This window comes from Streptomyces sp. SLBN-8D4 (assembly GCF_049739545.1).
Lineage (GTDB): Bacteria > Actinomycetota > Actinomycetes > Streptomycetales > Streptomycetaceae > Streptomyces > Streptomyces canus_C.
Genome location: NZ_JBMGQC010000001.1, coordinates 5198590 through 5219172, shown reverse-complemented (window position 1 = coordinate 5219172; position 20583 = coordinate 5198590). Strand labels below are relative to the sequence as shown.

At 66.6% G+C, this 20583-nt stretch carries 12 protein-coding genes, 3 rRNA genes and 1 pseudogene; 8 read left to right on the top strand and 8 right to left on the bottom strand.

The genetic code is table 11. From position 1 onward, the window contains the following. Nucleotides 1–212 precede the first annotated feature (212 nt). From RKD20_RS23575 to RKD20_RS23555, 5 genes are read left to right on the top strand one after another with little or no spacing between them, the layout of a single operon-like run. Nucleotides 213–1046, top strand: a complete 834-nt coding sequence (locus RKD20_RS23575) for a hypothetical protein (protein WP_424879441.1) — start codon at nt 213–215, stop codon at nt 1044–1046. Continuing rightward, the gene (locus RKD20_RS23570) at nt 1036–2358 is read left to right on the top strand and encodes a hypothetical protein (RefSeq protein ID WP_424879440.1); all 1323 of its coding nucleotides are present in this window, start codon (nt 1036–1038) and stop codon (nt 2356–2358) included. The genes RKD20_RS23575 and RKD20_RS23570 overlap by 11 nt, the downstream gene beginning before the upstream one ends. Further along, on the top strand, nt 2355–3914 hold the full coding sequence (locus RKD20_RS23565; protein ID WP_351988833.1) for an SCO6880 family protein: 1560 nt from the start codon (nt 2355–2357) through the stop codon (nt 3912–3914). The genes RKD20_RS23570 and RKD20_RS23565 overlap by 4 nt, the downstream gene beginning before the upstream one ends. A 10-nt stretch (nt 3915–3924) precedes the next feature. Beyond that, the gene (locus RKD20_RS23560) at nt 3925–5334 is read left to right on the top strand and encodes an ATP-binding protein (RefSeq protein ID WP_424879439.1); all 1410 of its coding nucleotides are present in this window, start codon (nt 3925–3927) and stop codon (nt 5332–5334) included. 13 nt (nt 5335–5347) lie between these two features. Next, nucleotides 5348–6871 (top strand): type VI secretion protein, encoded by a 1524-nt coding sequence (locus tag RKD20_RS23555; RefSeq protein ID WP_424883298.1) that lies wholly within the window; start codon nt 5348–5350, stop codon nt 6869–6871. A 17-nt stretch (nt 6872–6888) separates the two neighbouring features. Here the strand turns inward: RKD20_RS23555 and RKD20_RS23550 are convergent. Together RKD20_RS23550 and RKD20_RS23545 are read right to left on the bottom strand one after the other, a co-directional pair. Then, nucleotides 6889–7069, bottom strand: a pseudogene (locus RKD20_RS23550) (GNAT family N-acetyltransferase); the annotation flags it as partial. Nucleotides 7070–7214: 145 nt separating this feature from the next. Beyond that, complete coding sequence (locus tag RKD20_RS23545; protein ID WP_424879438.1) at nt 7215–7760, bottom strand: GNAT family N-acetyltransferase; 546 nt, start codon at nt 7758–7760, stop codon at nt 7215–7217. Between the two features lie 225 nt (nt 7761–7985). On the opposite strand from RKD20_RS23545, the gene RKD20_RS23540 reads away from it, so the two are divergent. After that, nucleotides 7986–8330 (top strand): hypothetical protein, encoded by a 345-nt coding sequence (locus RKD20_RS23540; RefSeq protein ID WP_424879437.1) that lies wholly within the window; start codon nt 7986–7988, stop codon nt 8328–8330. A 94-nt stretch (nt 8331–8424) separates the two neighbouring features. Here the strand turns inward: RKD20_RS23540 and rrf are convergent. The 4 genes from rrf to RKD20_RS23520 form a co-directional block, all read right to left on the bottom strand. Beyond that, nucleotides 8425–8541: ribosomal RNA gene (rrf, locus tag RKD20_RS23535) — 5S ribosomal RNA — on the bottom strand. Nucleotides 8542–8611: 70 nt separating this feature from the next. Further along, nucleotides 8612–11733: ribosomal RNA gene (locus tag RKD20_RS23530) — 23S ribosomal RNA — on the bottom strand. 304 nt (nt 11734–12037) lie between these two features. Next, nucleotides 12038–13565: ribosomal RNA gene (locus tag RKD20_RS23525) — 16S ribosomal RNA — on the bottom strand. The 16S, 23S and 5S rRNA genes sit together here, the layout of an rRNA operon. A gap of 631 nt (nt 13566–14196) precedes the next feature. Beyond that, the gene (locus tag RKD20_RS23520) at nt 14197–14745 is read right to left on the bottom strand and encodes a MarR family winged helix-turn-helix transcriptional regulator (protein WP_020124197.1); all 549 of its coding nucleotides are present in this window, start codon (nt 14743–14745) and stop codon (nt 14197–14199) included. A gap of 134 nt (nt 14746–14879) precedes the next feature. On the opposite strand from RKD20_RS23520, the gene RKD20_RS23515 reads away from it, so the two are divergent. Next, the gene (locus RKD20_RS23515) at nt 14880–16136 is read left to right on the top strand and encodes an MFS transporter (protein WP_424879436.1); all 1257 of its coding nucleotides are present in this window, start codon (nt 14880–14882) and stop codon (nt 16134–16136) included. 28 nt (nt 16137–16164) lie between these two features. Here RKD20_RS23515 and RKD20_RS23510 read toward each other — a convergent pair whose 3' ends face one another. Next, nucleotides 16165–17808, bottom strand: coding sequence for an ATP-binding SpoIIE family protein phosphatase (locus RKD20_RS23510; RefSeq protein ID WP_424879435.1), 1644 nt, complete (start codon nt 17806–17808; stop codon nt 16165–16167). A gap of 221 nt (nt 17809–18029) precedes the next feature. After that, complete coding sequence (locus RKD20_RS23505; protein WP_424879434.1) at nt 18030–19409, bottom strand: NAD(P)/FAD-dependent oxidoreductase; 1380 nt, start codon at nt 19407–19409, stop codon at nt 18030–18032. 374 nt (nt 19410–19783) lie between these two features. Between RKD20_RS23505 and RKD20_RS23500 the strand changes: the two genes are divergently transcribed. Further along, complete coding sequence (locus tag RKD20_RS23500; protein ID WP_424879433.1) at nt 19784–20563, top strand: TetR/AcrR family transcriptional regulator; 780 nt, start codon at nt 19784–19786, stop codon at nt 20561–20563. The last annotated feature ends 20 nt before the right edge of the window (nt 20564–20583 follow it).

Genomic DNA, 20583 nt, shown 5'->3' with positions numbered 1-20583 from the left:
CGGGCGCGCCCGGTACCCCCTCTACCCCACCCGTCCGCAGTGCCCACCGGCTGAGGTTGCGTCCCCCCGATGTCTCCGATCTCCTCGATGACTCCGATGACTCTGATGCCGAGTCACCACACCGCGCCCGCGCGGGAACCAGCGGGGCTACCGTCGTACTCCTACGCGTTTGCCCGCACTTTCCCGCACCACGTCGAGGGGGCGTAAGCGGCATGAGTCTCGGAGACGACCAGGAGGGCTCCGGCGGATACGGCGGCACCGGCCAAACCCGCACACACCTGCCGGGCGGCACCACGGACGTGTACGGCGGCGCCCGCCGCACCGGCCGCTCGTCCTCCCGAAGCCTGGTCACCGTCGTCGGCGTCGTCGTCCTCCTGATCGCCGCGATCGCCTTCGCGAACCGCGGAGGAGACGATTCCTCCTCCTCGGCGAAGGGCGCGGGCAGCCGGCCGGACGCCTCCCCAACCACCCCCACCGGCACCAAGCCGGTGCAGTCCACCCCAGGCACCATCCCCACGGGGTACGCACACGACGCCCAGGGGGCACAGAGCGCGGCGGCTAACTACGCGACGGTCCTGGTCTCTGCCGACATCCTCAAGCCGGCCCGGCGAGCCGAACTCGTCCAGCAGGTCTTCGTGACCGACAAGCAGGCCGCCCTGACCGCCAAGTTCAACAAGGCCTACTCCGCGGAGTTCCTGAACAAGCTCGGCCTCGACCAGAACGGTGACGCGGCCGCAGGTCACACCTACGTCTCCCGCACCGTACCGATCGGCACCAAGGTCACTAGCGCATCGGACACCTCAGCGGCCGTCGAGGTCTGGTGTACCGGGTTGTACGGCACAGCGGGCGCCGACTCGACCGATCCGGTGACAAGCGACTGGTTCACCATGACCCTCCAAATGCGTTGGGTCGACAGCGACTGGAAGGTCGACAGCTTCTCCCAGAAGGACGGTCCCGCTCCCGTTCCTGGGGACGACAAGGCGTCCAGCGCCGACGACATGTCCAAGGCCGTCGAGGAGTACGGAGGCTTCACTTATGCCCGGTAGCCAGCGCCTCGCACTCAAGGTCACCGCCGCAGTCGCCACCGTACAGACCGCCGCCGTGCTGCTAGCCGCCCGCGCCGCAGCGGAACCGACGCCGACTCCCACCACGTCCGCAGACAACTGCAGCCTCCTACAGGGCCAGGCCAGGCAGATCTGCGAAGGAGACTCGGGCGGATCCTCCGGCGGATCCCCCTCCCTGGACCCCACCTCCACCCTCGACCCCATGTCCTCCCTCGCCAAAAGCTGCGCCAAGGCCGCCGCCTGGACCATCGGCAAGCTCAGCGAGGCCGTGAAGGAGACCGCGAACGTCGACTTCACCAACCAGAAGTTCCTCCAGCAGTACGCCGTCGTCTTCGCCGCATCGACCATCCTCACCCTTCTCCTGTGGCTGCTGGCCGTAGCCAAGCGCGCGGTGCGAGGCGTCCCCCTCACCACCGCCATCAGCGAGGCGATCGGGTTCCTCTGGCTGACCGTCCTCGCGTCCGCCTTCACCCCCCTGATCCTCTACACCGTCGTCTCCGCCACGGACGGCGTCTCAGAGGTCCTCGCGAAGGCCACCGGCGACCAGACCGACACCTTCTTCGGCACCTTCTCCGGCGCCCTGGAGAAGGGCAACGACATCGGCGGCGGCCCCATCATGCTGATCGTCGTCTCCCTGGTCAGCATCCTCGCCGCCGGAGTGCTCTGGCTGGAGCTCGTCATCCGCGCCGCCCTCCTCTACGTCGGCGCCCTCCTCGGCACCGTCGTCTACGCCGGCCTCGTCGACAAGAACCTCTGGGGCCACGTCCGCCGCTGGGCCGGCATCATGATCGCCGTCATCCTGGTCAAACCGGTGATCGTCATCGTCCTCGGCCTCGCCGGCGCGCTCTCCTCCGACGACGGCCCCGACGCCTTCTCCGCCGTCGTCTCCGGCCTCGCCATCATCCTGCTCGCCATCTTCGCCAGCGCGATGATCTACCGTTTCGTACCCGGCTTCGGCGACGAGATCGCCGGCTCCCGCAACAACCGCATCATGCAGAACGCCGAGGGCAAGGCCGCCGCGGTCATCAGCTCCCCGGCCACCCTGGTCGCCCAGGGCATCAAGACCCACAGCTCCCGGGCCGACAACAACGGTCAGGCCTCCGGAGGTTCGGGCGCCCGCCCGAGCAACCCGGTGTCCGGCGGAGTCGCCGCCCACAGCTCGCGCACCCCGAACGGAGGCGGCGGATCTGTCCCCTCCGCCGCTCCCGCTCCCCGCACGGGCAACTCGGTGAACACCCCGCACGCCGGCAACCGCAACGCAGGCAGCAACAGCACAGGAGGTGACGGGCGTTGACGACCGAGTCCCACGTGTCGCATACGGTCACGCCCCGCCGTACATATCTGATCGGCCGCGCCCGGCCGAACGCGATCGTCGGCCGCAACCGCGAGACGGGCGAGATCGCGCTCATCATCGTGGGCGCGTTCCTCGGCATGATGTGCGGGCTCCTCGTCCCGGTCCTGTCCCTGCGCATCGTCCTGCTGATGGGCTTCCCGCTGCTCGCGCTGGCCGCGGTCTACGTGCCGTACAAGCGCCGCACCTTCTACAAGTGGTTCGAGATCAACCGCAGTTACAAGCGCACCCTGCGCCAGGGCACGACCTACCGCTCCTCCGTGATGGAGGCCGGTACCCACGTCGACGGCCGCGAGGTCGAGGTCGGCCCGCCCCCGGGCATCGGCCGGATCAACTGGCTCGCCGCCCCGTTCGGGCCCGACGAGATCGCCGTACTCCTCCACGCGGACCGCCGTACCGTCACCGCCGCCATCGAGATCGAGGGCCCCGGCGTCGGCCTGCGCGACTCCGAGGACCAGGAAGCCCTCGTCGACCGCTTCGGCACCCTGCTCAAGCACGTGGCCAACGGCGACGGCTTCGTCACCCGCATCCAGATGCTCGCCCGCACCCTCCCCGCCGACCCCGACGCCCACGCCAAGGACGTCGCCATGCGCGGGGACGACAAGGCGCTGCCCTGGCTGCAGACGTCGTACGACCAACTCCAGTCGATGGTGTCCACCAGCAGCGAGCAGCACCGCGCGTATCTCGTCGCCTGCATGCACTACACCCGTGAACTGGCGGCGGAGGCCCACGCGATGGCCCGCGCCGCCCGCCCCCAGTCCGGCCGCAGGCTGGACAAGGACGCGGGCCTCGCGGTCGTCATGGCGCGCGAGCTGACCGACATCTGCTCGCGTCTCCAGGAGGCCGACATCCGGGTCCGCCAGCCCCTCGGCCAGGGTCGGCTGGCCTCGCTGATCCACTCCATGTACGACCCCGACCACCCCATCGACCACATCCAGGCGATGACCAAGCGCAACGCCTGGCCGGCCGAACTCGACGCCATGGAACCGACGTTCCTCCAGGCGAAGACGAGGGAGTCCAGCACCCGCGCGCCCTGGTGCCACGCCACGGCCTGGGTGAAGGAGTGGCCGATGACCCCGGTGGGCGTCAATTTCCTCGCCCCCCTCCTCGTCCACACCCCGGACGTCATCCGCACGGTCGCCGTCACGATGGACCTCGAACCCACCGAGATCGCCATCGAGCGCATGCTGACCGAGAAGACCAACGACGACGCCGAGGCCTCCCGCGCCGCCAAGATGAACCGGACCGTGGACCCGCGCGACATCGCCGCCCACAACCGGCTCGACCAGCGCGGCGAGGACCTCGCGAGCGGCGCGGCCGGGGTCAACCTGGTCGGCTACATCACCGTCTCCTCCCGCAACCCCGAGGCCCTGGCCCGCGACAAGCGGACCATCCGGGCCTCGGCCGGAAAGTCGTATCTGAAACTGGAGTGGTGCGACCGGGAGCACCATCGCGCCTTTGTGAACACACTTCCGTTCGCCACCGGCATTCGAAGGTAGGGGCAAAAGCATGCGGGATCCGCTGTCCGTCCTCTCCGACGCCTTCACGGCCTTCCTCTTCGGAAAGGTCGAGACGACCCGCCTGCCGGTCCGCACCTCCACCGGCCAGGCGCAGGCGGTCTACCTCCCGACCGCCGCGCCCGGCCTCGGCGACTCGGGCGTGATCATCGGCCGTGAGGTGTACTCCGGCAAGGGCTACATCTACGACCCCTTCCAGCTCTACGGCCAGCAGCTGCCGGCACCCCACTGGCTGGTCCTGGGCGAGTCCGGCAACGGCAAGTCGGCGCTGGAGAAGACGTACGTCCTGCGGCAGCTGCGCTTCCGCGACCGCCAGGTCGTCGTCCTCGACGCCCAGGGCGAGGACGGCGTCGGCGAATGGAACCTCATCGCGCAGGAGTTGGGGATAACTCCCATCCGCCTGGACCCGATGGCCGCCCTGGACATGGGGATCCGCCTCAACCCGCTCGACCCGGCGATCACGACGACCGGGCAGCTCGCGCTGCTCCGGACCATCATCGAGGTCGCGATGGGCCACGGCCTCGACGAGCGCTCCGGCTTCGCGCTGAAGGTCGCGCACGCCTACGTCAACGAGACGATCGTCGAACGCCAGCCGATCCTCACGGACATCGTCGAGCAGCTACGGCACCCCGAACCCGAGTCGGCCGAGGCGATGAACGTCGACATAGAGGACGTCCGCGCGTGGGGCCTCGATGTCGCCCTGGTCCTGGACCGGCTGGTCGACGGCGACCTGCGGGGCATGTTCGACGGCCCCACCACCATCGGCATCGACCTCGACGCGCCGCTGATCGTCTTCGATTTGTCCCACATCGACCGCAACTCCATCGCCATGCCCATCCTCATGGCGATCGTCGGTGTATGGCTGGAACACACCTGGATCCGCCCCGACCGCAAGAAGCGCATCTTCCTGGTCGAGGAGGCCTGGCACATCATCGCCAGCCCCTTCGTGGCCCAGCTCTTCCAGCGCCTGCTGAAGTTCGGCCGCCGGCTCGGCCTGTCCTTCGTGGCGGTGGTCCACCACCTGTCCGACGTGGTGGACGGAGCGGCGGCGAAGGAAGCGTCAGCCATCCTGAAAATGGCCTCGACCCGTACCATCTACGCCCAGAAGGCCGACGAGGCACGAGCGACGGGCCGCGTCCTGGGCCTGCCCCGCTGGGCGGTCGAGATCATCCCGTCCCTCAGCCCCGGCATCGCCGTCTGGGACGTCAACGGCAATGTCCAGGTGGTCAAACACCTGGTCACCGAGACCGAACGCCCCCTGGTCTTCACGGACCGCGCGATGACGGAGTCCTCCAGCGACCTCGCCGACGACGCCCTGCGCGCCGCCGAGCTGGAAGCGGAGGAGCGGGCGGCGGCCTTCGTGGAACAGCACATGGGCGACTCCGAGTCGACGGTGGCGTAGGAGGCGGGCAGTGGTGAGACCGGACGACCGCCACCAGGGCGGTCAGGGAGCCCAAGGAGGCGTCCCGGACGGGCTGTTGGTCGGCATACTCGCCTTCCTCCTCGGTATGACCCTGCTGGTCTGGTCGGCCACGGGCCTCGCCGGCCTGTTCACCCACGGCGACTGGCCCCAGGGCGTCACCTTCACCCGCACCCCCGTGGCCATGCGCCACCTCATCGGCCACCCCCAGGACATCCCCGGCGCCTGGCCCGACACCCCCGCCGGCCAACTCGCCGGATACGGCCTGCTCTGGGGCCTGTTCATCGGCCAGCTGCTGATCCTCATCGTCCTGACGATCTTCGTGATGGGGACGCTGGCCCGCTGGCGGGCGGTACGCGCAAGGACGCGAGCGGAGAAACTGGCTGCCCGTGAACGACGTCCGGAACCGAGGCCGGTCCATGAGGTACCGGTCCACGAGGTACCGGCCCCGAGACCGGCGCCGGATCCGCAGCCGTTGCCGGCGACGGCTCCACTCCCCGGCACCCCGCAGCCGCTGCTGGCAGAGCCGCGCCTTGCCGGGCCGCAGGTGACTACGAATGGTGCAGGGGGCCGCGGGTGGGAAGCACAACGCGCCGAAGGCGCAACCCTCTACGCCCCCCGGGAAACCCGCCGGACAACCGCCGCCCAGGCGATCAGAGACGCGGAGGGCCCCGCCCTCGTGGTCACCTCGAACCCCGCCCTCTGGGCCGACACCAAGGACGCCAGAGCCAAACTCGGCCCGGTCCACGTCTACGACCCCACCCACCTCTGCGACACCCCGGCCCGCCTCCACTGGTCCCCCACCACAGGCTGCGAGACCAAGGAGACGGCCAAGGCGAGAGCCCAGGCCCTCCTCGCCCCCGTCCGCCCCACCGCCAAGATCGACCAGGCCGTGGCCGACACCGCCGAAACGCTCCTGCGCAGCTACCTCCACGCGGCGGCCATAGAGGCCCGCACCATCCGCCACGTCCACCGCTGGTGCCAGGGCACCCAGGTCCAGGACGCCGTCAGAACCCTCCGCACCCACCCCAAGGCGGCCCCCGGCTCCGCGGGCGAACTCGAAGCCGCCCTCACCGCGCACCCCGAACGCCGTGACATCGCCCAGGAGTTGACCAGCAGAGCGCTCTCCGCACTCTTCACGGTCAACATCCGCGAGGCATGCACTCCCAACCGAAATGATGCCCTCGCCTTGGATTCCTTCGTCGACGAAGGGGGCACGCTTTATGTGGTCGGTGAATCGATCGAGGACCCCAGGACCAACCCGGGCGCGATGCCCCTGCTGACGGCCCTCACCTCAAGCGTGGTCGAGCGTGGCCGGCGCATGGCCGAACGGTCATCCTCCGGTCGCCTCGACCCACCACTCACGCTCGTCCTGGACGACGTCGCCGCCGTCGCTCCGCTCCCCCAACTCCCGGAGCTGCTGGCCACCGGAGCGGACCGGGGCCTGCCGACCCTGGCCCTCCTCCGGTCCCGCGAACAGGCCCGCACCCGCTGGCCGGACGCGGACCTCCCGGCGTAGAGCTCAAAGGCCGAAGCTCAGAAGTCGTACACCACCCAGTCGACAACCGGCACATACCCGAGCCGCCGACAGAGGGCGTTGCCGGTGGGACTGGCTCGCGTCCGTGAACAGCACGACATCCGTGGCGCCCACGGCCGACGCGGCCCGGCTCACCCCGACCGTCACGGCACCCGCGACGCCGGCCCTGCGTGCCGCTGCCACGCCTCGGCGAAAACGGCGGCGGTTCGCGTCGTCCGCGCTGACGGAGGGCACGGAACGCCCCAGCGCGAGCAGACGGCCGACGAGGGCGCCGGCCTGCTCGGCGCTGAGCGGAGTCAGGCCCAGCCGAAGGACCGCAGAGGAGTCAGACGCGTTCCAGCGCGAACTCCAGCTCGGACTGCCCCGGAGCGGCCGTCAGCGGCACGACGACACCCGTGGGCTCGAATCCCGCCTTGCGGTAGAACCGCTGCGCCCGCCCGTTGTCCTCGTGCACGATCAGCCGCACCCGCTCGGCGCCGTGCGCCCACGCCCACTCCACAGCGGCATCGAACAGCACATCGGTGAGCCCGTTCCCGCGCTCCTCGGGCCGCACGAACACCCCGACGAGATGCCCCTGCTTCCGCTCGACCGGAAACCCGGCCCAGTCCGTGGTCCCGGGCTCCTCCAGCAGCACGGTCACCGTGCCGACCCAGCGCCCGTCCGGCGCCTCGGCGATGACCGTCTGCGCCCCGTCCGCACCCTCGGCACCCTTGGCCGTCCGCTCCCGCCAGAAGTTGTCGGGCCGTGCCGCGGCCTCCTCATAGGTCTCCAGGAAGGCGAGAGGCGCGACCGGATCCTGGAGCGCCACAAGCCGCAACTCCTTCGCGGCGGGCCACTCATCGGTGCGGACGGATCGGATCACGTAGCTCATGCGGGCCACAGTAGTACTCGGGTACTACCCGTCTCACCTGGAATACTGCCCACGGTCCGACGCCCGCAGCCCCCGTCCGCACGAGCGTCGAAGCATGACTACGGCACAGGGCCTCACCAAACGCTACGGCGCCAGGACCGCGGTGGCCGACCCGTCCTTCACCGTCCGCCCGGCCACCGTCACCGGCTACTCGGCCCGAACGGCGCCGGCAAGTCCACCTCGACGATGCCCTACCGGGTCACCCTCATCGCCACGAGCGCCCTCACCGTCGCCAGCTCCGCGCCACGATGGCAGCGGTACCGGCGCGCCTGCCCGTCCTGTGGGTCGAAGGCCGCGGTGCCGGCCACGACCGCCTTTGTCCTCAGCCTGTGGACGAACCTCCTCACCTTCCCGCTCGCCCAGTCCTTCCTCACCGGCACCGAACACGAGGCGGCCCTCGGCGACCCGGGCGTCCTGCGCGCCCTGACCGGCAACGCGACCGGCCTCGCCGTCCTCTCCGTCCTGGGCCGAGGCGCCCTGGCCCGTTCGCTCCCGATCGCGACGGGCACCTTCATCGGCCTCGTCATGTGACGCGGTGGTGGCGCCGAGCCTGGCGTATATGAAACAAAGCCAGTGAAATAAAAAAACCCCCGTGCCGAATGGCACGGGGGTTTTCTTAAAATTTGTTCGGCGGTGTCCTACTCTCCCACAGGGTCCCCCCTGCAGTACCATCGGCGCTGTAAGGCTTAGCTTCCGGGTTCGGAATGTAACCGGGCGTTTCCCTCACGCTATGACCACCGAAACACTATGAAGTTCGACCGGAAAAAGACACAGTCGTTGCCTCAGAACTAACACAGTGGACGCGAGCAACTGAGGACAAGCCCTCGGCCTATTAGTACCGGTCACCTCCACCCATTACTGGGCTTCCAGATCCGGCCTATCAACCCAGTCGTCTACTGGGAGCCTTAACCCCTCAAGGGGGTGGGAGTCCTCATCTCGAAGCAGGCTTCCCGCTTAGATGCTTTCAGCGGTTATCCCTCCCGAACGTAGCCAACCAGCCATGCCCTTGGCAGGACAACTGGCACACCAGAGGTTCGTCCGTCCCGGTCCTCTCGTACTAGGGACAGCCCTTCTCAAGACTCCTACGCGCACAGCGGATAGGGACCGAACTGTCTCACGACGTTCTAAACCCAGCTCGCGTACCGCTTTAATGGGCGAACAGCCCAACCCTTGGGACCGACTCCAGCCCCAGGATGCGACGAGCCGACATCGAGGTGCCAAACCATCCCGTCGATATGGACTCTTGGGGAAGATCAGCCTGTTATCCCCGGGGTACCTTTTATCCGTTGAGCGACGGCGCTTCCACAAGCCACCGCCGGATCACTAGTCCCGACTTTCGTCCCTGCTCGACCCGTCGGTCTCACAGTCAAGCTCCCTTGTGCACTTACACTCAACACCTGATTACCAACCAGGCTGAGGGAACCTTTGGGCGCCTCCGTTACTCTTTAGGAGGCAACCGCCCCAGTTAAACTACCCATCAGACACTGTCCCTGATCCGGATCACGGACCCAGGTTAGACATCCAGCACGACCAGACTGGTATTTCAACGACGACTCCCCCTGAACTGGCGTCCAGAGTTCACAGTCTCCCAGCTATCCTACACAAGCCGAACCGAACACCAATATCAAACTGTAGTAAAGGTCCCGGGGTCTTTCCGTCCTGCTGCGCGAAACGAGCATCTTTACTCGTAGTGCAATTTCACCGGGCCTATGGTTGAGACAGTCGAGAAGTCGTTACGCCATTCGTGCAGGTCGGAACTTACCCGACAAGGAATTTCGCTACCTTAGGATGGTTATAGTTACCACCGCCGTTTACTGGCGCTTAAGTTCTCAGCTTCGCCACACCGAAATGTGACTAACCGGTCCCCTTAACGTTCCAGCACCGGGCAGGCGTCAGTCCGTATACATCGCCTTACGGCTTCGCACGGACCTGTGTTTTTAGTAAACAGTCGCTTCTCGCTGGTCTCTGCGGCCACCCCCAGCTCATGAAGTAAATTCAATCACCGGTGATGGCCCCCCTTCTCCCGAAGTTACGGGGGCATTTTGCCGAGTTCCTTAACCATAGTTCACCCGAACGCCTCGGTATTCTCTACCTGACCACCTGAGTCGGTTTAGGGTACGGGCCGCCATGAAACTCGCTAGAGGCTTTTCTCGACAGCATAGGATCATCCACTTCACCACAATCGGCTCGGCATCAGGTCTCAGCCTCATGTGCGACGGATTTACCTATCACACGGCCTACACCCTTACCCCGGGACAACCACCGCCCGGGCTGGACTACCTTCCTGCGTCACCCCATCACTCACCTACTACCACCTTGGATCAGCGGCTCCACCACTTTCCTTTCCCCGAAGGGTCCGGAACGGCTTCACGGCCTTAGCATCAATGGGTTCGATGTTTGACGCTTCACAGCGGGTACCGGAATATCAACCGGTTATCCATCGACTACGCCTGTCGGCCTCGCCTTAGGTCCCGACTTACCCTGGGCAGATCAGCTTGACCCAGGAACCCTTAGTCAATCGGCGCACACGTTTCCCACGTGTGTATCGCTACTCATGCCTGCATTCTCACTCGTGAACCGTCCACCACTAGCTTCCGCTGCAGCTTCACCCGGCACACGACGCTCCCCTACCCATCACAGCCACCGTTGGGCGTATTGCTGCAATGACACGACTTCGGCGGTACGCTTGAGCCCCGCTACATTGTCGGCGCGGAATCACTAGACCAGTGAGCTATTACGCACTCTTTCAAGGGTGGCTGCTTCTAAGCCAACCTCCTGGTTGTCTCTGCGACTCCACATCCTTTCCCACTTAGCGTACGCTTAGGGGCCTTAGTCGATGCTCTGGGCTGTTTCCCTCTCGACCATGGAGCTTATCCCCCACAGTCTCACTGCCGCGCTCTCACTTACCGGCATTCGGAGTTTGGCTAAGGTCAGTAACCCGGTAGGGCCCATCGCCTATCCAGTGCTCTACCTCCGGCAAGAAACACACGACGCTGCACCTAAATGCATTTCGGGGAGAACCAGCTATCACGGAGTTTGATTGGCCTTTCACCCCTAACCACAGGTCATCCCCCAGGTTTTCAACCCTGGTGGGTTCGGTCCTCCACGAAGTCTTACCTCCGCTTCAACCTGCCCATGGCTAGATCACTCCGCTTCGGGTCTTGAGCGTGCTACTGAAACGCCCTATTAGGACTCGCTTTCGCTACGGCTACCCCACCCGGGTTAACCTCGCAACACACCGCAAACTCGCAGGCTCATTCTTCAAAAGGCACGCAGTCACGACGCATTGAGTAAACTCAATGCGCGACGCTCCCACGGCTTGTAGGCACACGGTTTCAGGTACTATTTCACTCCGCTCCCGCGGTACTTTTCACCATTCCCTCACGGTACTATCCGCTATCGGTCACCAGGGAATATTTAGGCTTAGCGGGTGGTCCCGCCAGATTCACACGGGATTTCTCGGGCCCCGTGCTACTTGGGTGTCTCTCAAACGAGCCGCTGATGTTTCGACTACGGGGGTCTTACCCTCTACGCCGGACCTTTCGCATGTCCTTCGCCTACATCAACGGTTTCTGACTCGTCTCACAGCCGGCAGACTGTGAAAGAGAGATCCCACAACCCCGAATGCGCAACCCCTGCCGGGTCTCACACGCATACGGTTTGGCCTCATCCGGTTTCGCTCGCCACTACTCCCGGAATCACGGTTGTTTTCTCTTCCTGCGGGTACTGAGATGTTTCACTTCCCCGCGTTCCCTCCACATACCCTATGTGTTCAGGTATGGGTGACAGCCCATGACGACTGCCGGGTTTCCCCATTCGGAAACCCCCGGATCAAAGCCTGGTTGACGACTCCCCGGGGACTATCGTGGCCTCCCACGTCCTTCATCGGTTCCTGGTGCCAAGGCATCCACCGTGCGCCCTTAAAAACTTGGCCACAGATGCTCGCGTCCACTGTGCAGTTCTCAAACAACGACCAGCCACCCATCACCCCGCCCTCACAGGCGAGTTCACTGGGGCCGGCATCGAGGGCGTTCATTCCCTCAGACACCCAACAGCGTGCCCGACACCTCCGCCACTCGTGATCAGCTTTCCACGCTCCGAAGAGCAGTACTGGCAGCCCGAGATGACTGAAAATGCCGAATAATCAACGTTCCACCCATGAGCAACCAGCATCGGACGTACGCCGATGTACTGGCCCTGGACCACCAAGCAAGCTTGGCGGCCTAGATGCTCCTTAGAAAGGAGGTGATCCAGCCGCACCTTCCGGTACGGCTACCTTGTTACGACTTCGTCCCAATCGCCAGTCCCACCTTCGACAGCTCCCTCCCCACAAGGGGGTTGGGCCACCGGCTTCGGGTGTTACCGACTTTCGTGACGTGACGGGCGGTGTGTACAAGGCCCGGGAACGTATTCACCGCAGCAATGCTGATCTGCGATTACTAGCAACTCCGACTTCATGGGGTCGAGTTGCAGACCCCAATCCGAACTGAGACAGGCTTTTTGAGATTCGCTCCACCTCGCGGTATCGCAGCTCATTGTACCTGCCATTGTAGCACGTGTGCAGCCCAAGACATAAGGGGCATGATGACTTGACGTCGTCCCCACCTTCCTCCGAGTTGACCCCGGCGGTCTCCTGTGAGTCCCCATCACCCCGAAGGGCATGCTGGCAACACAGGACAAGGGTTGCGCTCGTTGCGGGACTTAACCCAACATCTCACGACACGAGCTGACGACAGCCATGCACCACCTGTACACCGACCACAAGGGGGGCACCATCTCTGATGCTTTCCGGCGTATGTCAAGCCTTGGTAAGGTTCTTCGCGTTGCGTCGAATTAAGCCACATGCTCCGCTGCTTGTGCGGGCCCCCGTCAATTCCTTTGAGTTTTAGCCTTGCGGCCGTACTCCCCAGGCGGGGAACTTAATGCGTTAGCTGCGGCACCGACGACGTGGAATGTCGCCAACACCTAGTTCCCACCGTTTACGGCGTGGACTACCAGGGTATCTAATCCTGTTCGCTCCCCACGCTTTCGCTCCTCAGCGTCAGTAATGGCCCAGAGATCCGCCTTCGCCACCGGTGTTCCTCCTGATATCTGCGCATTTCACCGCTACACCAGGAATTCCGATCTCCCCTACCACACTCTAGCTAGCCCGTATCGAATGCAGACCCGGGGTTAAGCCCCGGGCTTTCACACCCGACGTGACAAGCCGCCTACGAGCTCTTTACGCCCAATAATTCCGGACAACGCTTGCGCCCTACGTATTACCGCGGCTGCTGGCACGTAGTTAGCCGGCGCTTCTTCTGCAGGTACCGTCACTTTCGCTTCTTCCCTGCTGAAAGAGGTTTACAACCCGAAGGCCGTCATCCCTCACGCGGCGTCGCTGCATCAGGCTTTCGCCCATTGTGCAATATTCCCCACTGCTGCCTCCCGTAGGAGTCTGGGCCGTGTCTCAGTCCCAGTGTGGCCGGTCGCCCTCTCAGGCCGGCTACCCGTCGTCGCCTTGGTGAGCCATTACCTCACCAACAAGCTGATAGGCCGCGGGCTCATCCTTCACCGCCGGAGCTTTCAACCACCACCCATGCGAGTGGCAGTGATATCCGGTATTAGACCCCGTTTCCAGGGCTTGTCCCAGAGTGAAGGGCAGATTGCCCACGTGTTACTCACCCGTTCGCCACTAATCCCCACCGAAGTGGTTCATCGTTCGACTTGCATGTGTTAAGCACGCCGCCAGCGTTCGTCCTGAGCCAGGATCAAACTCTCCGTGAATGTTTACCCGTAATCGGGTGCACACACACGAGAGCGGAACAACCACCGGAATAAGGCGGTCGTTCACAGCGTCCTCGCTGTGTTTATTTCAAAGGAACCTCGCCACCGGAACAAGTCCGATGGACGGGGTATCAACATATCTGGCGTTGATTTTTGGCACGCTGTTGAGTTCTCAAGGAACGGACGCTTCCTTTGTACTCACCCTCTCGGGCTTTCCTCCGGGCTTTTCCCTTCGGTCTTGCGTTTCCGACTCTATCAGACCGTTTCCGGTTCCGATTCCTCGGTGCTTTCCAGGTTCCCGCTCTCGCGTTTCCCTTTCCGGCGGTTCCGACTCTATCAGATCCTTTCGGGCCTGATTCCCAGTCAGGGGGCTTGTCTTCCCAGCCGTTGGGCCGTTCCGACGTCTCAAACCTTAGCGGATTCTCGCTGCGCTCCCAAATCGAGGAGCCGCATCCAAATCGAATTGAATTCGGGCACACCGAATTCATCCCGGCTGGGAGATCGTTCTGATGGTTTGAGTGGCCGCTCTCGCGGCGGAGGTGCTACCGAGGAACCGTTACGGCCCCGTGGCAACCCGAAGAACTCTACGGATCCGGCAGGTGGCTGTCAAGCACCCTCTGTCAAGATCTTTTCAGTCGAGGTCGCTCAGTCGCCCGCCGGCGTCCGGCTGTGCGTGTTCCACCCTACGCAGGAGGCGGGTGAGGACGTCCCCGAGGGTGTTGCGCTCCTCCGCGGACAGGTCCTGGAGCAGGTCCTCCTCGAAGACCGTGGCGAGGCGCATCGCCTCCAGCCACTTCTCGCGGCCTTCGGCGGTGAGCTCCACGATCACGCGGACGCGGTTGGACTCGTCCCGCTCCCGGGTCACCAGTCCTTCGGCGAGCATGCGGTCGATCCGGTGGGTCATCGCGGCCGGCGTGAGGCCGAGGCGCTTGGCGAGGTCACTGGGACCCATCCGATAAGGGGCCCCGGAGAGCACGAGCGCCTTGAGGACCTCCCACTCGGCGTTGCTGATGCCGAGGTCGGCGGTCTGGCGGCCGTAGGCGACGTTCATACGGCGGTTCAGCCGGGACAGCGCCGAGACGATCTGCTCGACCTGGGGGTCGAGGTCCTGGAACTCGCGCTGGTAGGCGGCGATCTGTTCCTCGAGCGTCGGCTCGGGGACGCCGGGGGTCTCGGCCATGGCCGCAGTATGGCACGCACCTCCTTTGCATCGAAGTCCTTCGGTATGTACTGTTTAGCTTCGAACTTTAGCTTCGAAGTCTTCACTCCTAACTAGTGAGAGAGGTGAACGTGACCAGGGCGAGGGGCGCAGAGATGCGTCGGATCCACGTGGGCAACGCACTCAGCGCGTTCGGGCTCGGTTTCACCGTCCCCTACCTGTACGTCTACGTGGCGCAGGTGCGGGGCCTTGGGGCCATGACGGCGGGGCTGGTGCTCGCCGTCTTCGCCGTGGCGGCGCTGGTCGTGCTGCCGTTCGCCGGGCGGGCCATCGTCCGGCGCGGCCCGTTGCCTGTGCTGCTCACCGCTCTGGTCATGGCCGCCCTCGGATCGCTGAGCCTCGGGCTGGCGGGCCACGCGGCCACCGTGCTGCTGTCGGCGGCCGCGCTCGGGGCCGGTCAGGCCGTGATGCAGCCCGCGCTCGCGACGATGATCGTGGACTGCTCCACATCGGAGACGCGGTCCCGGGCCTTCGCGACGCAGTTCTTCCTGCAGAACCTCGGCCTCGGTGTCGGCGGTCTCATCGGCGGCCATCTCGTCGACACGTCGAGCACCGCGTCCTTCACTCTGTTGTTCGCGATCGAGGCGGCGATGTTCCTGCTGCTGGTGGTCGTGATGGCGACCCTCCGGCTGCCGCACGCCCCGGGCATCGAGGGCGCGCCGACCCGGTCCGCCAAGGGCAGCTGGAAGCAGTTGCTCGGCAACCGGGCCATGGTGCAGTTGTGCGTGCTGGGCTTCGTGCTGTTCTTCGCCTGCTACGGACAGTTCGAGTCGGGCCTGAGCGCGTACGGCGTCGAGGCCGCCGGCATCTCCACCTCCGCGCTGGGCACGGCCCTGGCCGCCAACACCGCGATGATCGTGGTCGCCCAGTTCGCCGTGCTGAGGTTCGTCGAGCGGCGGCGGCGGTCCCGGGTGATCGCCCTGGTCGGGCTCATCTGGGCCGTGGCGTGGGTCACCGCGGGCTACGCCGGGCTCGGCCATGGCAGCCGGGAGATGGCCACGGCCGCATTCGTGTCGACGTATGCGCTCTTCGGACTGGGCGAGGCGATGCTGTCGCCGACGGTGGCTCCGCTGGTGGCCGATCTGGCGCCGGAGGGGATGGCGGGCCAGTACAACTCCGCCTTCGCCCTGGTGAAGCAGCTCGCGCTGGCGGTCGGCCCGGCGGTGGGCGGCCCGATGGGAGCCTCGCTGCACGCGCCGTACGTCGTGACGTTCCTGCTGTTCTCGCTGGGCATCACGTACCTGGCGATACGACTGGGCAGGCAGCTCACCCCGGTACAGAACCAGCCCTCCCTGAGGAAGAGCCGAGTGGTGGCCCAGGGTGGAGCAACGGCCAAGTCTCTGGCCGCCTAGCTGCGACTCCTCAGGGGCGCAGGCCGCGCTACCCCTGGGGCAGCACGAACTCGCACCAGACCGCCTTGCCACCCCCCGGCGTCCTCCGGGACCCCCAGTTCGACGCGATGGTCGCCACGATGGCGATCCCGCGACCGGACTCGTCACCGGCTTCGGCCCTGCGGCGCCGGGGGAGGTGGTCGTCCCCGTCGGTCACCTCGACGATCAGCCGCCGGTCGGTGCGGCGCAGTCGCAGCCGCATGGGTGGCATCCCGTGCTGAAGCGAATTGGCGACGAGTTCACTCACCGCCAGCACGCCCAGGTCATGCAGTTCGACCGGGAACCGCCAGCTCGTCAGCACGCCGGAGGCGAACGCACGCGCGCGTGGAGCCGCCTCGACGCCGCCCAGCAGTTCCAGCGCGGCGTTGCGGAAGAGTTCGCTGTCGGGGCCCGTGTGGGCCGGGTGCTGGAGGACCATGACGGCCACGTCGTCGTCGTGCTCCGCGGTGACGCCGGCCGAGCGGACCAGGCGGTCGCAGATCACCTGGGGGGTGCCGGTGGCGCCGGCCAGGGCGCGTTCGAGGGCCGCGATGCCTTCGTCCAGGTCTTCGTTGCGGCGCTCGACCAGGCCGTCCGTGTAGAGGACGGCCGTGGATCCGGGGCCGAGCGGGATGGAGCCCGAGGCGTGCATCCAGCCGCCGGTGCCCAGGGGCGGGCCCGTGGGCTCGTCGGCGCGCAGGACGACGCCGCTCTCGTCGCGGACCAGGATGGGCAGGTGGCCGGCCGAGGCGTAGACCAGCTTGCCCTCGTTCGGGTCGTGGATGGCGTACACGCAGGTGGCGATCTGGTTGGCGTCGATCTCCATGGCGAGGCCGTCCAGGAGCTGGAGGATCTCGTGCGGGGGCAGGTCCAGACGGGCGTACGCCCGGACGGCTGTGCGGAGTTGGCCCATGACCGCTGCCGCGCGGACCCCGCGGCCCATGACGTCACCGATGACCAGGGCCGTGCGACCGCCGCCGAGGGTGATGACGTCGTACCAGTCTCCGCCGACCGCGGCTTCCGTGCCGCCGGGGTGGTAGGTGGCGGCGATGCGCAGGTCGTCGGGTTCTTCGAGTTCCTGGGGGAGCAGGCTGCGCTGGAGGGTGACGGCGGTCTCGCGCTGGCGGCGCTCGCTGGCTCTGAGGCGTTCGGCGGCCTCGGCGTGGTCGGTGACGTCGGTCGCGAACACGAGGACACCGCCACCACCGCCACCCCCGTCTCCTTGGGTCACCGGGGTGCAGGTGAAGGTGTAGGAGCGGCCGTCGGGGGCCTTGCGGGACTTGACCGTGCGCGGCTTGCCGCTGCGCAGGACCTGGTCGAGGAGCGGGAGCAGGCCGATCTCCTCCAGCTCCGGGAGGGCTTGGCGGGCCGGTTCGCCCGTGGGGCGCAGGCCGAAGGCGACCACATAGGCGTCGTTGACGTAGGCGAGGCGGTGGTCGGGGCCGTGGAGGAGGGCGACGAGGGCGGGGACACGGTCGAGGACTTCACGGACGGGGAGCTCGTCGACTGCGGGGGTCGGCACGGTCAGTTGTTCGGCGCGGGCCGCGGGGACGGCGCGCTCGCTCAGGCGGTCCTCGGTGACCAGGTCGTCGGTCCGCGCTGCCGCGCGGCGCTGCGTTCCGGGGAGGCGGGCGCTCCAGCGCGTGAAGTTCACGAATCCTTGCCTCGTGTCGTCGTCTTCGGCGTCTTCGGGCCGGCTCCGGGCCCGGCCGGGGGGCTGGGGACGGCAGCCCGGGGGTGCAGCACGGTGGGAAAACCTCTTGGTTCGAGGGGCGGGCGGCTGCCCGTCCGAAGTCGGGCACCAGTCTGGCAGGGTGACCGACCGGGTCGACATTCGTCAGACGCCGGGGCGGTCCGTGGAGTTCCTCGGTCCGGTCAGGACGACCCCTTCGGGTCGTTCGTGGGGTCGTGAGGATGCTTTCCACCGGCCGCGAGTTCGAACTCCGCTCGGGGATGTTCGAGTGAACCGAGCGAGACGATCTCCCTCTTGAAGAGCCCCGACAGGATCCATTCGGCCAGGACACGGGCCTTGCGGTTGAAGGTGGGGACCCTGCTGAGGTGGTAGACGCGGTGCATGAACCAGGCAGGGTAGCCCTTCAGTTTGCGCCCGTAGACATACGCGACACCTTTGTGGAGACCCAGGGAGGCCACCGAGCCGACGTACTTGTGGGAGTACGTCTGCAGGGGCTCGCCGCGCAGCGCGTGCGCGATGTTGTCGCCGAGGACCCTGGCCTGGCGGACGGCGTGCTGGGCGTTGGGGGCCGTCTCCCTGCCGGGCCCCTCGGCGGTGACGTCGGGGACGGCGGCCGCGTCTCCGGCCGCCCACGCGTGCGTGGTGCCCTCGACGGTGAGCTGGGGGGTGCATTTCAGCCGACCTCGCTCATTGAGCGGGAGGTCGGTGGCGGCGAGGAGCGGGCTGGGTTTCACGCCGGCGGTCCACACGACCGTACGTGTGGGAAAGCGGTTGCCGTCGCTGAGGACGGCGACGCGGTCCACGCAGGACTCCAGGCGGGTGTTCAGCCGTACGTCGATGTTGCGGCGGCGCAGTTCGCTGACCGTGTAGCGGCCCATCTCCTCGCCGACCTCGGGAAGGATGCGGTCGGATGCCTCGACGAGGATCCACTTCATGTCCTCGGGAAGGACGTTGCGGTAATAGCGCGCGGTGTAGCGGGCCATGTCCTCCAGCTCGCCGAGCGCCTCCACGCCCGCGTAGCCGCCGCCGACGAAGACGAAGGTGAGGGCCGCGTCGCGGATCGCGGGGTCGCGGGTGGAGGAGGCGATGTCCATCTGCTCGATGACGTGGTTGCGCAGGCCGATGGCCTCCTCGACCGTCTTGAACCCGATGCCGTGGTCGGCGAGTCCGGGGATCGGCAGCGTGCGCGCGATCGAACCCGGGGCGAGGACGAGCTCGTCGTACGACAGCTGTTCGCCGCCCGTGCGCTCCTCCTCGGTGGCGAGCGTGGTGACGGAGGCCGTGCGTTTGGCGTGGTCGATCGCGGTGACCTCGCCGACGATGATGCGGCAGCGGTCGAGGACGCGGCGCAGCGGTACGACGACGTGGCGCGGGGAGATGGATCCGGCGGCCGCCTCGGGCAGGAACGGCTGATAGGTCATGTACGGGTCGGGCGTGACGATGGTGATCTCGACTCCGCCCCCGTCGAGTTCCCGTTTCAGCTTCCGCTGCAGACGCAGAGCCGTGTACATCCCGACGTAGCCACCGCCGACAACCAGAATGCGCGCACGTTCCTTCACCATCCCATGACGCACCCGCCGCTTGAGTTTGTCCACAGCCTCGACAAATCGTGTGACTGGAAGTCGTCGGCGCGCCGGGGCGGCGGAATCGCCGGAGGGCGTGGAAGTCCCGCAGGTCAACGGGTGTGCGCCGGGCGGGCGGAGGGGGTGCAATCGGGGCGTTTGCCGCCCGTACTCCGATCGGGGGGCGCTCCGTGCGGAACCTGCCCCTTCTGAATTGACCCCCACTCAACTATGTTCGTGTGTCGACGGGGTGTAGGGGGATGCGCTCCGGGTCCGCGACGGGCGGACTCGCGAAACGGGCTTGTTCCGCACGCTCCGGCTTTCGATGGCGGGGAGAGTCTCCGGGGGGAGACGTCATTACCGGGGGATCATTTATGCACATTCAGGACTCTCATTGGTCTACCGCGTCCGCCATCGCACCCGGTGGCGGGGCGATGGGCGGCGCGATGGGTACGACGATGAGCGCGGCGGGCAACGGACGGGACGGATCCCGTTCGGCCCCGCTGCGCGTGGACGCACAGCGCAACCTGGAACACGTACTGCGCGCGGCGCGCGAGGTCTTCGGCGAGCTGGGGTACGGCGCGCCGATGGAGGACGTGGCGCGGCGCGCCCGGGTCGGTGTCGGCACGGTGTACCGGCGCTTCCCGAGCAAGGACGTCCTGGTCCGGCGGATAGCCGAGGAGGAGACCTCCCGGCTGACCGACCAGGCGCGGGCGGCGCTCGGTCAGGAGGACGAGCCGTGGTCGGCGCTGTCGCGCTTCCTGCGCACGTCGGTCGCCTCCGGTGCCGGGCGGCTGCTGCCGCCGCAGGTGCTGCGGGTGGGAGTCGCCGACGAGATCTCCGACGGCTACGACGGGACGCGGGTGCCGCAGCAGCGGACCACCCCCGGCGCCGGCGAGCTGCGGCTGGTGCCGGAGGAGGCCCCACTGGTCTCCGCCGACGACGCCGGGGCCGCGGCGCTGCTGGAGGTCGTGGGACAGCTCGTGGACCGGGCTCGGGCGGCCGGTGAGCTGCGGACCGACGTGTCGGTGTCGGACGTCCTGCTGGTGATCGCGACCGCGGCGCCCTCGCTGCCGGACGCGGCGCAGCAGGCGGCGGCCTCGGCGCGGCTGCTGGACATCCTTTTGGAGGGACTTCGGTCCCGGCCGATGTGACTCGAAAGGGTGACAACGGG

Excerpts from the sequence above, each read along its gene's own strand:
- RKD20_RS23575 (WP_424879441.1), top strand. The coding sequence starts at position 213 with ATGAGTCTCGGAGACGACCAGGAGGGCTCCGGCGGATACGGCGGCACC.
- RKD20_RS23570 (WP_424879440.1), top strand. The coding sequence starts at position 1,036 with ATGCCCGGTAGCCAGCGCCTCGCACTCAAGGTCACCGCCGCAGTCGCC.
- RKD20_RS23560 (WP_424879439.1), top strand. The coding sequence starts at position 3,925 with ATGCGGGATCCGCTGTCCGTCCTCTCCGACGCCTTCACGGCCTTCCTC.
- RKD20_RS23545 (WP_424879438.1), bottom strand. The coding sequence starts at position 7,760 with ATGAGCTACGTGATCCGATCCGTCCGCACCGATGAGTGGCCCGCCGCG.
- RKD20_RS23540 (WP_424879437.1), top strand. The coding sequence starts at position 7,986 with ATGCCCTACCGGGTCACCCTCATCGCCACGAGCGCCCTCACCGTCGCC.
- RKD20_RS23520 (WP_020124197.1), bottom strand. The coding sequence starts at position 14,745 with ATGGCCGAGACCCCCGGCGTCCCCGAGCCGACGCTCGAGGAACAGATC.
- RKD20_RS23515 (WP_424879436.1), top strand. The coding sequence starts at position 14,880 with ATGCGTCGGATCCACGTGGGCAACGCACTCAGCGCGTTCGGGCTCGGT.
- RKD20_RS23505 (WP_424879434.1), bottom strand. The coding sequence starts at position 19,409 with ATGGTGAAGGAACGTGCGCGCATTCTGGTTGTCGGCGGTGGCTACGTC.
- RKD20_RS23500 (WP_424879433.1), top strand. The coding sequence starts at position 19,784 with ATGCACATTCAGGACTCTCATTGGTCTACCGCGTCCGCCATCGCACCC.